This window comes from Gemmobacter serpentinus (assembly GCF_008973825.1).
In the GTDB taxonomy this organism is placed as follows: Bacteria; Pseudomonadota; Alphaproteobacteria; order Rhodobacterales; family Rhodobacteraceae; genus Gemmobacter; species Gemmobacter serpentinus.
Genome location: NZ_WCHR01000018.1, coordinates 175,786 through 189,592 on the forward strand (window position 1 = coordinate 175,786; position 13,807 = coordinate 189,592).

Genomic DNA, 13,807 nt, shown 5'->3' on the forward strand with positions numbered 1-13,807 from the left:
AAACTTGGCGTGTTCCGTCCCCGTCATGGCTCAGGGCAATGTTCTGCCGAAATGACATGAAACCGATACAGCGGCGTTACGGCGCTGTCGCACGCCTTCCCTAAGGAATCGCGCAGACAGATTTCAGGAGATCCCATGACCGCCCGTCTGCTTTCCGCCGCCTCGGTGCTTGCGCTGCTGGCCAGCCCGGCCCTCGCCGACAGCTTCAACCGCATCGCTTCCTTCCCGGTCATCGCCAATATGGCGGCGGGCGAGGATACGGCCCGTGAATCCTCGGCCGAGATCATCTCGGTTTCCCAGGATGGCAATACGCTGATCTATACCGACAGCCCGCTGGGTGTGGTCGGCCTGATCGACATCACCGATGCGAAAGCCCCGAAACCGCTGGGCAATGTGGCGCTGAACGGTGAACCCACCACCGCCCATATCATCGGGGCCAAGGCCTTTGTCGGCGTCAATACCTCGGAAAGCTACACTGCGCCCTCGGGCCGGATTGCCGTGATCGATCTGAAAGAGGCCAGGGAAACCGCGTCTTGCGATCTGGGTGGCCAGCCGGATTCGGTGGCGATTGCCCCCGATGGCAGCTTTCTGGCCGTGGCCATCGAGAATGAGCGTGACGAGGAAGCCGGTGACGGTGGCCTGCCGCAAATGCCTGCGGGCTTTGTCGTGAAGCTGCCGCTGACAGGGGGCGAGGTCGATTGCGCCCAACTGCAAAAGATCGATCTGACCGGGCTTGCCACTGTCGGTGCTGAAGACCCGGAGCCGGAATTCGTTGATATCAACGAGGCTGGCGAGATCGTCGTGACCCTGCAGGAAAACAACCACATCGTCATCATCGGCGCGGATGGTAAGGTTGCCGCGCATTTCGAGGCCGGTTCGGTCGCGCTGGAAGGCGTCGATACCAAGACCGATGGAAAACTGGACTTCACCACCACCACCGATCCGATCGCCCGTGAACCCGATGGCGTGAAATGGATCGATGCCGATCACTTCGCCACCGCCAATGAAGGCGACTGGAAGGGCGGCAGCCGTGGTTTCACCATCTTCAAGAAAGATGGCACCGTGGTCTACGACTCTGGCGCCTCGCTGGAACATGCCATTGCCGAGATCGGCCACTATCCCGAGAAGCGTTCGCGCGCCAAGGGCGTGGAGATCGAAAGCATCGAATTCGCCCGTTTCGGTGAAACCCCGTATCTCTTTGTGGTGTCGGAGCGGTCCTCGGTCGTGGCCGTCTATGACGTGACCGATCTGGCCGCGCCGAAGCTGACCCAGATCCTGCCCTCGGGCATCAGCCCGGAAGGCACTGTGGCCATCCCCGCCCGCAACCTGTTGGTCACCGCCAACGAGGCCGATCTTGGCGAAGATGGTGCCGCACGCGCGCATGTCATGATCTATGAACTGTCTGACGCGGCCCCGGCCTATCCGATGCTGACCTCGGCCGGCAACGACCCGCTGATCGGCTGGGGCGCGCTTGGCGCGCTGGCTTCGGTGGAAGGGGTCGAGGGGCGTCTGTTTGCTGCCTCTGACAGCGTCTATTCGGCGATGCCCTCGATCTATGAGATCGACATCACCGCAAGCCCGGCCAGGATCGTCAAGCAGACCGTGGTCACCCGTGGTGGCAACCCGGCGCAACTGATGGATATCGAAGGGCTGACCTCGGATGGTGCGGGCGGCTTCTGGCTTGCCAATGAGGGCAATGCGGCCAAGCTGGTGCCCCATGCCATCCTCAATGTGAACGACAAGGGCGAGATCAAGAAAGAAATTGCCCTGCCGGAAGAGATCCTGCCGCATCAGACCCGCTTTGGCGCCGAAGGCATCGCCCGTGTCGGCAATGTGCTCTGGGTCGCGATGCAGCGCGAATGGGGCGATGATCCGAAGGGTCAGGTCAAGCTGCTGGCCTATGATCTGGACGCCGAGGAATGGAGCGCGGTGCGCTACCCGCTGGAGCCGAAAGGCGAAGGCTGGATGGGCCTGTCGGAAATCACCGTGCAGGGCGACCACGCCTATATCATCGAGCGGGACAACCTGATCGGCGACAAGGCGGTGGTGAAGAAGATCTTCCGCGTCAAGCTGGCCGATCTGAAGCCCGCCAAGCTGGGTGGCGAGCTGCCGGTCATCGCCAAGGAAGAGGTCCGTGACCTGATCCCGGACCTGAAGGCGCTGACCAATGGCTATGTCGTGGACAAGGTCGAAGGTCTGGCCTTTGACGCCGCTGGCAATGCCTGGGTGGTGACCGACAATGACGGCGTCGATGACAGCTCGGGCGAGACGCTGTTCTGGAACCTGGGCAAGCTCTGATCCAACCTCTTTACAGAATGTGCAGGGCCGCCTTCGGGCGGCCCTGTTCTGTTTGCGGGCCGCTGGAGGCGGGGCAGGGGAAGGAAATTCTCCGGGCATAAGGGCGCGGGAAATGCCGCCATCACCGGCGGCTGATCTACAGAATGGCCGCACAGGCAAATCTCGGTCAGGTTAGTCGTGAATGAGGCGGCAGCTTGCGGCCTTGCCCGATACAGTTTGAGAGAGCCAAAGCCATGACACTTCGCCGCCTTCCCGTCACTCTGACCCTTGCCGCGCTGCTGGCCGGTGTCTCGTTGCCCGCCTTCGCCGAGACGCTGCGCATCGGCTGGCAACAGATTGTTGAGCCCTCGCGCGTGCCGCAGGCCGACAAGACCTATGAGGGTGCGACCGGCGCCGAGGTCGAATGGCACCTGTTCGGCGGCGGTGCTGATGTGATTGCGGCGGTCGCCGCAGGCTCCATCGATATCGGCTATGTCGGTTCTTCGCCGTTGACCGCCGCCGCCTCGCAGGGGCTGCCGGTCGAGGCGATCTATATCGTCGGCAATATCGCCGAGGCCGAGGCGCTGGCGGTGAAGGGGATCGACAAGCCCGAAGACCTGAAGGGCAAGAAGATCGCAACGCCCTTCGTGTCGACCGCGCATTATTCGCTGCTGACGGCGCTGAAGCATTGGGGCGTGGCCCCGTCAGATGTCAGCCTGCTGAACCTGCGTCCGCAAGAAATTGCCGCCGCATGGGAGCGTGGCGATATCGACGGCGCCTATATCTGGGATCCGGTGCTGAACCAGATCAAGACCGCCGGCGGCACGGTTCTGGCCGACAGCTCCGCTGTGGCGGAATGGGGCGGGCCGACCTTTGACGCCTGGATCGTGCGCAAGGATTACGCCGAAAAGCATCCTGATATCGTGACGGCTTTCGTCAAGGTCACGGGCGACGCGACAGATGCCTATCTGGCGAACCCCGCCGCATGGGGCGCGGACAGCGCGCAGGCCGCCAAGATCGCAGAACTGACCGGCGCACCTGCCGCCGACGTGCCCGCGCTGCTGAAGGGCTATGTCTTCGCCGGTCTGAAGGATCAGACCTCTGACAAGTTCCTGGGCGGTGCCACGGCGCAGGCCATCAAGGCCACCGCCGCCTTCCTGCAAGAGCAGGGTGCCGCCACCGCGCTGGAGGATTATGCGGGCAATGTGAACGCCTCCTTCGCCGCAGCGGCACAGAAGTGAGGGGGACCGGGCTGGCATCCCTCCTCATGCCAGCCCGGTCATTTTGATCGCCATGCCATATTGAACGCCATGTCTGTTCTCAGTCTTTCACGGGTGTCGCTGCATTACGGCACCTCTTCCGCCCCGGTCCTGCAGGATCTGTCGCTGGATCTGCGGCGGGGCGAATTTGTCTCGGTGATCGGGCGGTCAGGCTCGGGCAAGACCTCGTTGCTCAATCTGGCGGCGGGGTTCGTGTCGCCCAGCACCGGCACGGTGCGCGTGGATGGCCGGGCGGTGACCGGGCCGGGGCCGGACCGCGCCGTGGTGTTTCAGGATGACGCGCTTTATCCGTGGCGGCGGGTCGAGGACAATGTGGCGCTGCCGCTGAAACTTGCGGGTGTCGGGCGCGATGAACGCCTGGCGCGTGCCCGCGACTGGCTGGCCGCGGTTGGCCTGGAAGGGCAGGGCGCCAAGCATGTCTGGCAGCTTTCCGGTGGTCAGCGCCAGCGGGTGGGCATCGCCCGTGCCCTCGCGTCTGAGCCCGAGTTTCTGCTGATGGACGAGCCGCTGGGCGCGCTGGATGCGATGACCCGCGATTTGATGCACGAGCTGTTGCTGAAACTGTGGCAGCGCAGCCATGCCGGGGCGATGCTGATCACCCATAGCGTCGAAGAGGCGCTGTTCCTTTCGACCTCGGTCCTTGTGCTGGCGCCCGATCCGGGCCGCGTGGTGCTGCAGGAGAGGTTCAGTTTTGGCCGCCGGTTTCTGGCCGGCGAAGACCCGCGCGCCTTGAAATCCGAACCTGCCTTTATCGCCGCGCGCGAGCGGCTTCTGGCGGCAATCTACATGAAGGAGGCCAGCAGGATGAAGAAGCAGGGCCATATGAAGGAGGTTGGCTGATGGTCGATCTTTCCGCCCCCGCCGCGCTGTCGGTCCCCGCCGCTGCATCCCGGCCCGGTCTGCGGCGTCTGCCGCTTGGGCTGGTGCTGGGGCTTGGCACGTTCGTGGCAGTCCTTTGCCTCTGGGTTCTGGCGTCGGCGCAGGGCTGGGCCTCGCCGGTGTTTCTGCCTGCGCCCGCCCGGGTCTGGGCGGCTTTGGTGCGGGTTGCGACCGAAGGCTATGCCAATGCGACGCTTTGGGGCCATATGGGCGCAAGCCTGTGGCGGGTATTTGCGGCACTGGTCTTCACCATGCTGATCGGCGTGCCGGTCGGGCTGATTATCGCCACATCGCGCATCGGGCGCGGCATCCTTGATCCGCTGGTCGAGTTCATCCGCCCCCTGCCGCCGCTGGCCTATCTGCCCCTCATCATCATCTGGTGCGGCATTGGCGAGCCCTCCAAGGTGCTGGTGATCGGCATCGCGATGCTGGCACCCATCGTGATTTCCACGGTCTCCGGTGCAAGGGCGGCATCGGAAAGCCAGATCCGCGCGGCGCAGGCCTTTGGCGCGACAAGGGTGCAACTGGTGCGCGAGGTGATGTTGCCTGCCGCGCTTCCCTCGATCTTCACCGGGATGCGGATCGCGCTTGGCGCGGGCTGGACCACGCTTGTCGCGGCAGAGTTGGTCGCCGCCACGCGGGGCCTGGGCTATATGATCCAGTCGGCGGCGCAGTTTCTGGTCACCGATATGGTGATCGCAGGGATCCTTGTCATTTCGGCGCTTGCCACGCTGTCGGAACTGGCGCTGCGCCTGACCGAACGGCGCTTCCTACCATGGATCGGCAAAAGCTGAGGAGCTCAGCCTTTCTGTGACGGGTTTGCCGCCAGCCAGTCGGCCAGCGCGGGGAAGTGCCTGCGCGGCCGCCCCTCGACCCGACGCCCATCGGTGGCGGGGGCCATGCACAGGGCGTTCAGCACTGCCTCTTGTGTGGTCTCTGCCGCAGCGCGGAAGGGCAGGTCGATCAGGTCATCGGACAGGCGGCGTTGGGTGGAAATGGCCTGTATGGGGGCGTGTTCCAGCGGATCTGCCGTGGTCAGGCACAGCGCGATATCACCCGAGCCATGGCCCCAGAATGCCCCGAGGCGCGCCAGCCCCGCCCCCGCCCGCCGCGCCACGCGCTGCAATTGCCGCGCATCCAGTGGCAGGTCGGTGGCAAGGATCACGATGACCGATCCGCGTTCGGGCAGGGCGGGGCCGCGTGGATCGGGGCGGCGGCCATCGGGCAGGATCAGATCGCCGCGCGCGCCGAAATTGGCCAGAACCAGCGCGCCAAGGGTGAACTCGGTATCGCCAATCGACATCCGGCGTGAGGCGCTGCCGATCCCGGCCTTGAAGCCAAAGGCGGTCATGCCGGTGCCCGCACCGACCGCGCCCTGTTGCACCGGGTCACCTGTCGCGTTGGCGATCGCGGTCATGGCATCTGCGGTGGTCACCGCCAGCGCCTGAATGTCGCTGATCGCCCCGTCGTTGCATTCCATCACCACCGGGTTCACCGTCGATGTTGCACGCCCGATTTCGGGATTGGCCGCAATGGCCCGCCGGATCAGCGCCTCGGAACAGGCCGCGATGCCAAAGGTATTGGTCAGCAGGATCGGAGTTTCCAAGGTGCCAAGCTCGGCCACCTGCATCAGCCCCGCCGATTTGCCAAAGCCATTGATCACCTCCACCCCCGCACGGGGTTTCAGGCGGAACAGATCCTCCGAATGGGGCAGGATCGCGGTCACCCCGGTTGCCAGATCGCCGCGCCGGATCGTGCAATGGCCCACATGCAGGCCCGGCACATCGCAGATGTCATTCTGCGGGCCAGTGATCTGCGGGCCAGTGATTGCGCCCGGCGGCATCAGACCCAGTTCACGGGCAGTCGGCATGGCGGTTCCTTTCCCGGCGCGGGATAACGTGGCGCAAAGGCTCAGAGCATCTCAGTGGCTCAGGGCTGCTTGTCATAGCGGATGCCGCGCGCCAGCCAGCAGCCAAGCGTCGCCCCGCTGACCGCGCCAGTTGCATCGCGATGCAACTGCAAGGTCCAGTCGCCGGGCGCCGGCGCATCCATCGACCGGCGGGTCACGATCAGCCACAGATCGGGCGCGGCGGGGCGCATGAGTTCCACCCGCCCCTCGCCAAGTGCGCCGCGGAACCAGACATAGCCCGCACCATCGCGCGCTTCGATCCGCATCTCAGCCCCGCCAAGCTCATCCGAAGTATAGCATCCGGCCAGCGGTGCCGGATCGGCAAAGGGTTCGGCCGTGACCGGCAGCAGGCGTTCGGTCAGGTTTTCCTGCGGGCGCTGCATGACCAGCGCGTCCCCGTCGCGGGTGATACGGGCAAGTGTGGAGACGAGCGTTGCACCCTCTGCCCGCAGGCCTTCGCTGCCGGTGCCGAAATGCAGCGTCGCGCCTTGTCGGGTCGGCTCGATCCGGGTGAACAGCCCGGTTTCCGCACCGATCCATTGCCCGGCCCAATCATCGGCGATCTGAGTGGCTGTCGGCTCTGTCTCGCCAAGGCCTGCACGCATCAGTCTTAGTGCTGCGCCATGCGCATCCCCATGATGGTTGAACATCACCACGACCGAAAGCCGCGCGTCCCGGCTGTTCATCCGGTGGCAGCGGAAGCCGCGCAGCGCACCACCATGGCTGGTCACCGCAAGGCCCGCGATCGTGCTGTGGCGCAGGCCAAAGCCATATTCGGCGGGCGTGCCATCGCGGAAGGTCTGCGGTGCCGCGATCCGACGATAGAGACTGTCCGCATCCGCGCGGGTCGTATCAATCCAGCCCTCATAGGCCAGCATATCATCCAGCGAGGCCGAGATCCCGGCATCGCCGGTCCAGGTGATGCCGTTCAGGGCGGGGAAATAGCCGCTGGCATCATTGCCCTCATAGCCGGTGACCCCATCTTCGGGGCGGCGGGTATCAGCGGTCAGCGTGGCGGTCTTCATGCCGGCCGGATCAAAGATATGGCGGCGATAGAGCTGGTCCAGCGGGATGCCGGTCGCCTCTTCGATCAGGTCGCTGAGCAGGCGGTAATTGACGTTGCAATAGGAATAGCGGGTGCCGGGGGCGAAATGGCCGCTGCGCATCGGGGCCATGATGCGGGCGGCATCGTCGCGCAGGAAGGCACCTTCTGCCTTGCCGCCATGCAGCACGGTCAGCGCCCAGTAATCGCGCAGGCCAGACTGGTTGTGGCACAGATCGAGGACGCCGGGCAGCTCGCCGGTGAAATTGGGCAGGGCGGCGCGGATGCCGGGTTCCAGAACTGACAGATCGGGACAGGCGGCCAGCATGGCAGCGCAGGTGAATTGCTTGCTGATCGAACAGATCGGCAGCCGGGTTTCTGCCGTCATCGGGTCACGGCTGTCGAGATCGGCATAGCCCCATGCCGCGCGCGCCACGATCCGGCCATCGACCATGACGCCCGCCACGCCCCCCGGGCCGGGGTAATGCTGTGGCAGGCGGGCAAAGACCTGTTCAATGGCGGCAAGATCGACCTTGGGCGTCATGGCTTCCCTCTGTTCGGCGCATGGATCGCCCAAGGCATAATCGTTGCCCGCGCCGGGGGGAAGCATCTGACGCGCCAAAGCCCGCCGCCAGATGCATCACATCATCGGCGGCGAGGGCGCGGGCTAGGTCTGGGGCGTGCATGGACAGGCCCGCCCGTCATACACGCGCTCTGGCCGGTCATGCGACCGGATCGATGCCGGGCAGGTCGGGGCCGACCGGCACGATGCCGGTGGGGTTCAGCTTTTTGATCGAGTAATAGCCGCGCTTGATATGGTCGATGCTGACCGTCTCGCGGATGCCCGGCAGGTTCAGCACCCGCAATTGATAGGCTTGCAAGGCCGGGTAATCCGAGATGCGGCGCAGGTTTGTCTTGAACAGCCCGTGATAGGCGGCATCAAACCGGATCAGCGTGACGAACAGCCGGATATCGGCCTCGGTAAAGGTCTCGCCCATCAGCCATGGCCCGCCCGATGCCAGATGTGCCTCAAGCGTGTCCAGTTCGTCAAAGACGTCGCGGAACGCCTCTTCATCGGCGACCTGGGTGGTGGCAAAGCCCGCGCGGTAAACGCCGTTGTTCAGACGTGGATAGATGCGGTCGTTCAGCGCATCGATCCCGGCCCGCAGCGCCTGCGGGTAAAGGTCGGGGCCGGAGGCCAACGCGCCGAAGCCGCTGTTGAAGATGCGCAGGATATCGGCGGATTCGTTGTTCACGATGGTGCCGGTCTTCTTGTCCCACAGCACCGGCACCGTAGCCCGGCCCGAGACCTGCGGATCGGCCTTGGTATAGATCTGATGCATCCATTCCGCGCCATTTACCGGGTCGGGTGTGGCAAAGCGCCAGCCCTGATCGCCCAGTTCGGGCTCCACGATGGAAAGAGAGATGACATCCTCCAACCCCTTCAGCTTGCGCGCGATCAGCGTGCGCGAGGCCCAGGGGCAGATCAGCGCGACGTAAAGGTGATAGCGCCCGGCCTCGGCCGCAAAGCCCGCAGCCCCTGTCGGACCTGCCGCGCCATCCGGGGTGATCCAGTTGCGGAAACTGGAGGTCTGGCGCACGAAACCGCCCTTGGCATCGGTGGCCTGCACCGGCTGCCAGTCCTCTGTCCATTGACCATTCACAAGCATCGCAACCTCCGGGATGCAGAAAAAGGGGCGTGGTGCAAGACGCACGCCCCTGCCGATATCGGGTAAAGTGGCGCGACAGGTCAATCGCGCGTGGCGCACCGAAGCTGTGCGCGGCAGCCCTCAGGCGGCAAGGTGGCGGGCGATACGCCAGCCCATGACCATTGCCGGGCCGATGGTGGTGCCCGGCCCCGGATAGGTGCCCCGGAACATCGATGTCGCATCATTGCCGCAGGCAAAAAGCCCGGGGATCGGTGCCCCGGCCTGATCCAGCACCGCGCCATCCGGGGTGATCGACAGGCCGCCGCTGCCTGCCAGATCGACCGGCACGACCTTCAGCGCGTAGAACGGGGCCTTGTTCAACGGTCCAAGGCAGGGGTTGCCCTGAATACCGGGATCGCCGTTGAATCGGTTCATCACCGATGTGCCGCGTCCGAAATCGGCATCCACCCCGCTGGCGGCAAAGCGGTTATTGGCCGCCACGCTTTCGGCAAGGCCCGTCGCATCGACGCCGATGCGCTGCGCAAGTTCGGCCAATGTCGCGGCCTTGGTCAGATAGCCCTTGCGCAAAAGCGATCCCAATCCGCGCCCGCCCGGCAGCACCAGCCCCAGCCCATAAGTGCGGATGAAGGGATCATCGACCACCAGCCAGGCTTCGGACAGGCCCGCGCGCAGCATCCCCATACAGAAATCGTGATAGCTGTCGGATTCATTGACAAAGCGCCGCCCATCGGCCCCAACCGCGATCAGCCCGGGCTTGGCCCGATCCAGCAGGATATGCGGCCAGATCCCTGTGCTGCCATCGCTCCGTTTCAGCATGGAACAGGGCATCCACAGGCCGGCACTGTCGCAGCCATTGTCGACCGCAGCCCCCAGCCTGGCCTCGGCCATGCTGACGCCATCGCCGGTATCCCCCGGCGCGGCCTGACTGACCTTGGCGATTTGCGAAGGGAACAGCCGCGCGCGCAGATCCTTGTTCCAGCCGATGCCGCCGGTGGCCAGCACCACGCCCCGGCGGGCCCTCACCCGGCGCGGGCCATTGGCGGTGGTGACGACGGCACCGATCACACCGCCTGTCTCATCGCGGATGAAATCCGACAGCGGGCTGTCAAACCAGATCGGCACGCCGCGCTTGCGCAGGCTATAGAACAGCCGCCCCACAAGCGCATTGCCCATCAGCAGACGCGTTCCGCGCTTGTGTCGTAGCCGGTCGCGGAAATAGGGCAGCACCACGCGCATCGTGGTCTTGAAATTGGCAAGGCTGGCAAAGGGCTTCAGCAAGGCGCCAAGTTCGGCCCGGCCAACCATCATGCCACCCAGCCCCATGAAGACGGCATGGGGCGGGCGGACACGCGCGAAATCATTGCCAAGCAGGCGGCCGTCGAATTCCACCGGCGACAGCGCCCGCCCGCCATAGCCCGAACCGGGTCCATCCAGGTAATCGGGATGGGCGGCGGCGGGGGCAAAGCGCACCTCGGAATGTGCCACCAGATCCGAAATCGCGGCATCGCCCGAGGCCAGGAACGCGGCCCTGACCGTATCGCCACCGCGATTGCCGACGACATGCTGCAGAAAGCGCGCGGCATCCTCGGCACTGTCATCCAGGCCGGCGGCGCGGGCAAGGCTGGTGCCCGGCACCCATGTCGTGCCGCCCGAGGTGGAGGTGGTGCCGCCAACCATATCGGTCTTCTCGCAAAGCAGCACCTTCAGCCCCGCGATCGCGCCGGAGAGTGCCGCGGTCATGCCGCCCGCGCCCGCGCCGAAGACCAGAAGGTCCACCTCTTCGTCGAATGCTGCGCCCATGGCCTGCCCATCCCCTGCTGCCTGTCTGGATTCTGCGCGGAAACTTGCACAGAATGCAGATAAATGGAAGATGTTTTGAAAGTTGAATGATATTCAGCATAATGTGGCAAAGGGGGATGACATGGCGACGATTCTGGTTGTGGGGGGCACGGGATTCATCGGGCGCCGCGTGGTGGTGCAACTGATCGCGGCGGGCGCGGTGCCGCGCGTCTTCGATCTGCCGCAGGCGATTGCGCGCTATCAGGCCCCTGCGGGTTGCGACGTGGTCTTGGGCGACGCGGTGCAGGCTGATGACATTGCCCGGGCCGCAGAAGGCTGCGCCGGGATCGTGCATCTTGCCGGGATCATGACCGTCGATTGCGCCGCCAATCCGGCGCGGGCCATCGATGTGAACCTTGTGACCAGCCTGAACGTCTTGCAGGCGGCGGCAAGGTGGAAGATCCCCGTGGCCTATCTGGGCACTGCCGGTGTCTTTGGTCCTGACAGTGCGACGCATCCCAAACCGATGACGGTCTATGGCGTGACCAAGCTTGCCGTCGAAGGGCTGGCGCGGGTCTTTGCCGCCGATCATGGCGTCAGCAGTCTGGGGTTGCGGCCCTATATCGTCTACGGCCCCGGCATCAGCAGCGGCATTGCCGCTGGGCCGTCGATCGCACTTGCGGCCTCGGTCACGCGTGAAGCGGCGATGATCCGGTTTTCGGGCCGGGTGGGCTTTGTCCACGTTGATGATGTGGCGCGCTTGCTGGTTGCGGGGGCCTTGCATCCAGCCCCCGGCGCGCATGTGCTGACCATGGCGGGCGATACGCAGGAGATGACGGATTTCGTGGCGGAACTTGCCCGTCAAAGCGGCTGGGATGGCATCGGCATCGAGGGGCCGCCGCTGCGCATCCCCGCTGATCTGGCCAGCGACCCGGTGCCCGCAGATTATGGCTCGCAGCCGGTGACCCGGCTGGCAGAGGGGATCGCCGCGACGCTGGCCGAGTTGCGGGCCAAGTAGCCAGGGCGCCCGCAATCATGGGCTTCCAGTCATCGGCCCGGAGATCAAGGGCCAGTCACTGACGCATCAGTAGCTCGGCATTCCGGCAGGGCGGGCATCGCGCTTTTGCGCGGCAATGCGGAAGGGCGCATTGGGGGCACCATAACCCGCATAGCGGCCCTGCCGCTGCACCACCTCCAGAAACAGCCCGCCCGGCTGGGCCTGACAGTAGAATTGCAGAAAGCCGCCAGTCGCATCCTCGTCATACATGATGTTGCGGGCGCGCAGGGCAGCGGTCAGGTCGGGATCAAGGCCAAAGCGCGCCTCCATATCGGCATAGTAATTCGCGCCGATCTGCAACAAGGGGAAGCCGCGCGCCGCCATCGCATCGGCGCTGGCCAGAATATCGCGGCTCGCAAAGGCGATATGCTGGACCGAAGCGCCGAAAGTATCCTCGATGAACCGCCCGGCCAGCGTGCGTCGCGCCTCGGCCCCGTTCAGGGTGACGCGCAACCCGCCGCTTTCCACCGCCTGACTGCGCACCAGCCCGTCGGGGTCGATCACATCGACCATCGGGGTTTTCGCCGCATCGAAGATTGTGGTGTAAAACAGGCTCCAGCTCAGCATTTCGTCATAGGCCATGGTCTGGCCCAGATGGTCGATGCCGGTCAGGCCCGCGCCCTCGGGGGCATCCGTCCCCGGGGCAAGATCAAAGTCAACCTCCCAGATCCGGGCGAGATCGGAGCGGCGATCCAGAAAGCGGATCACACTGCCGCCGACACCGCGAATGCCGGGGATCGACAGTTCCGACGGACCATGAGGGGCCTGATGCGGCTGCGCCCCAAGCGCGAGGGCACGGGCCTGCGCGGCCTGGGCATCCGGCACCAGCAGGCCCACTTCGGATACCCCGGTGCCATGCGTGGCCCATGCCTTATGGGCAAAGCCCTCTTCCTCGGCATTGACCAGCACATTGGCGCCGCCCTGGCGCCAGAGCGTGACACGCTTGCTGCGGTGCTGGCCTGCGCGGGCAAAGCCTGCGGCCCCCAGCAGGGCCTCCAGGGGGGCTGCCTCTTTCGCGCTGGTGGCAAATTCGATGAACTCGACCCGATCCACCTTTTGCGGGGCAGGGAAGGCAGGCAAGGCCGGTTCCAGTGCGGGTTCGGTCCGGCGCACGCGGTCCATCAGGGCGACAAGGCTGCGATGCCCGTCGCGCGCCACCTGCCGGGGCAGACCGGCGCGGAACTGATCGTTGAAAATCTCAAGGCTCAGCGGCCCGCGATAACCGGTGGCCAGCACGGCGCGGGTAAAGGCTGTGACATCCAGATCGCCCTCGCCCGGCATATTGCGGAAGTGCCGCGACCAATAGAGCAAATCCATCTCGATGGCGGGCGCATCGGCCAACTGCACGAAGAATACCTTGTCGCCGGGAATGCGCCGGATCGTTTCGGGGTCGAGCTTGCGGCCAAGCGTGTGGAAACTGTCCAGGATCAGCCCGATATTGGGGTGATCGGCGCGGCGCACCACCTCCCATGCGTCGCGGTGATCGTTCACATGGCGCCCCCAGCACAACGCCTCATAGCCGACACGGATGCCATAGCCTGCGGCGATCTCACCCAGTTCCCGGAAATCGGCGGCGGCGCGGTCGATTCCGCCCATGGCCTGCGGATGTGTGGAGGAGCAGAACAGCACCAGATCGGTGCCAAGTTCCGTCATCAGGTCGAACTTGCGGCGGGCGCGGGCAAAGGCGCGGCTGCGTTGCGGCTCGGGCAGCCCTTCAAAATCGCGGAAGGGCTGGAACAGCGTGATTTCCAACTCGTGATCGCGCACCATGCGCCCGACCTCGCGGGGGGTGAAGTCCGAGGCCAGGAAATCCTGCTCGAAGATCTCGATCCCGTCAAAGCCCGCCTGCTGGATCGCGGCGAGCTTTTCGGTGAATGTGCCGGAAATCGATACGGTGGCAATCGAGGTTTTCAT

10 protein-coding genes are annotated in these 13,807 nt (G+C 65.1%); 5 read left to right on the forward strand and 5 right to left on the reverse strand.

From position 1 onward, the window contains the following. Nucleotides 1-135: 135 nt before the first annotated feature. The 4 genes from GBJ34_RS11885 (at nt 136) to GBJ34_RS11900 (ending at nt 5,230) form a co-directional block, all read left to right on the forward strand. A complete protein-coding gene (locus tag GBJ34_RS11885) occupies nt 136-2,298 on the forward strand; it encodes an esterase-like activity of phytase family protein (protein ID WP_151719492.1) in 2,163 nt (720 codons plus the stop codon). A 233-nt stretch (nt 2,299-2,531) separates the two neighbouring features. After that, a complete protein-coding gene (gene tauA / locus GBJ34_RS11890; RefSeq protein WP_151719493.1) occupies nt 2,532-3,518 on the forward strand; it encodes a taurine ABC transporter substrate-binding protein in 987 nt (328 codons plus the stop codon). 69 nt (nt 3,519-3,587) lie between these two features. Then, entirely contained in the window at nt 3,588-4,397 is an 810-nt protein-coding gene (locus GBJ34_RS11895; RefSeq protein ID WP_151719494.1) for a taurine ABC transporter ATP-binding protein, read from the forward strand. Then, nucleotides 4,397-5,230 carry an ABC transporter permease subunit gene (locus GBJ34_RS11900; protein WP_151719495.1) on the forward strand — a complete coding sequence of 278 codons (834 nt, stop codon included), beginning with the start codon at nt 4,397-4,399 and terminating at the stop codon, nt 5,228-5,230. Before GBJ34_RS11895 ends, GBJ34_RS11900 begins: the two co-directional genes overlap by 1 nt. A 5-nt stretch (nt 5,231-5,235) precedes the next feature. Here GBJ34_RS11900 and GBJ34_RS11905 read toward each other — a convergent pair whose 3' ends face one another. From GBJ34_RS11905 to GBJ34_RS11920, 4 genes are all read right to left on the reverse strand, one after another. Then, on the reverse strand, nt 5,236-6,306 hold the full coding sequence (locus GBJ34_RS11905) for a DmpA family aminopeptidase (protein WP_151719496.1): 1,071 nt from the start codon (nt 6,304-6,306) through the stop codon (nt 5,236-5,238). A gap of 59 nt (nt 6,307-6,365) precedes the next feature. Beyond that, nucleotides 6,366-7,931 carry a D-aminopeptidase gene (locus tag GBJ34_RS11910; RefSeq protein WP_151719497.1) on the reverse strand — a complete coding sequence of 522 codons (1,566 nt, stop codon included), beginning with the start codon at nt 7,929-7,931 and terminating at the stop codon, nt 6,366-6,368. A 178-nt stretch (nt 7,932-8,109) separates the two neighbouring features. Then, nucleotides 8,110-9,057: a glutathione S-transferase family protein gene (locus GBJ34_RS11915; protein ID WP_151719498.1), complete on the reverse strand. Its 948-nt coding sequence runs from the start codon at nt 9,055-9,057 to the stop codon at nt 8,110-8,112. Between the two features lie 120 nt (nt 9,058-9,177). Beyond that, a complete protein-coding gene (locus tag GBJ34_RS11920) occupies nt 9,178-10,857 on the reverse strand; it encodes an FAD-binding protein (RefSeq protein ID WP_151719499.1) in 1,680 nt (559 codons plus the stop codon). Nucleotides 10,858-10,978: 121 nt separating this feature from the next. Here GBJ34_RS11920 and GBJ34_RS11925 point away from each other — a divergent pair, with 121 nt between their 5' ends. After that, complete coding sequence (locus GBJ34_RS11925; RefSeq protein ID WP_151719500.1) at nt 10,979-11,854, forward strand: NAD-dependent epimerase/dehydratase family protein; 876 nt, start codon at nt 10,979-10,981, stop codon at nt 11,852-11,854. Nucleotides 11,855-11,920: 66 nt separating this feature from the next. Here GBJ34_RS11925 and GBJ34_RS11930 read toward each other — a convergent pair whose 3' ends face one another. Then, nucleotides 11,921-13,807 carry a bifunctional sugar phosphate isomerase/epimerase/4-hydroxyphenylpyruvate dioxygenase family protein gene (locus GBJ34_RS11930; protein ID WP_151719501.1) on the reverse strand — a complete coding sequence of 629 codons (1,887 nt, stop codon included), beginning with the start codon at nt 13,805-13,807 and terminating at the stop codon, nt 11,921-11,923.

Coding starts and splice junctions, on each gene's coding strand:
- GBJ34_RS11885 (WP_151719492.1), top strand. CDS start 136: ATGACCGCCCGTCTGCTTTCCGCCGCCTCGGTGCTTGCGCTGCTGGCC.
- tauA (WP_151719493.1), top strand. CDS start 2,532: ATGACACTTCGCCGCCTTCCCGTCACTCTGACCCTTGCCGCGCTGCTG.
- GBJ34_RS11895 (WP_151719494.1), top strand. CDS start 3,588: ATGTCTGTTCTCAGTCTTTCACGGGTGTCGCTGCATTACGGCACCTCT.
- GBJ34_RS11900 (WP_151719495.1), top strand. CDS start 4,397: ATGGTCGATCTTTCCGCCCCCGCCGCGCTGTCGGTCCCCGCCGCTGCA.
- GBJ34_RS11905 (WP_151719496.1), bottom strand. CDS start 6,306: ATGCCGACTGCCCGTGAACTGGGTCTGATGCCGCCGGGCGCAATCACT.
- GBJ34_RS11910 (WP_151719497.1), bottom strand. CDS start 7,931: ATGACGCCCAAGGTCGATCTTGCCGCCATTGAACAGGTCTTTGCCCGC.
- GBJ34_RS11915 (WP_151719498.1), bottom strand. CDS start 9,057: ATGCTTGTGAATGGTCAATGGACAGAGGACTGGCAGCCGGTGCAGGCC.
- GBJ34_RS11920 (WP_151719499.1), bottom strand. CDS start 10,857: ATGGGCGCAGCATTCGACGAAGAGGTGGACCTTCTGGTCTTCGGCGCG.
- GBJ34_RS11925 (WP_151719500.1), top strand. CDS start 10,979: ATGGCGACGATTCTGGTTGTGGGGGGCACGGGATTCATCGGGCGCCGC.
- GBJ34_RS11930 (WP_151719501.1), bottom strand. CDS start 13,807: ATGAAAACCTCGATTGCCACCGTATCGATTTCCGGCACATTCACCGAA.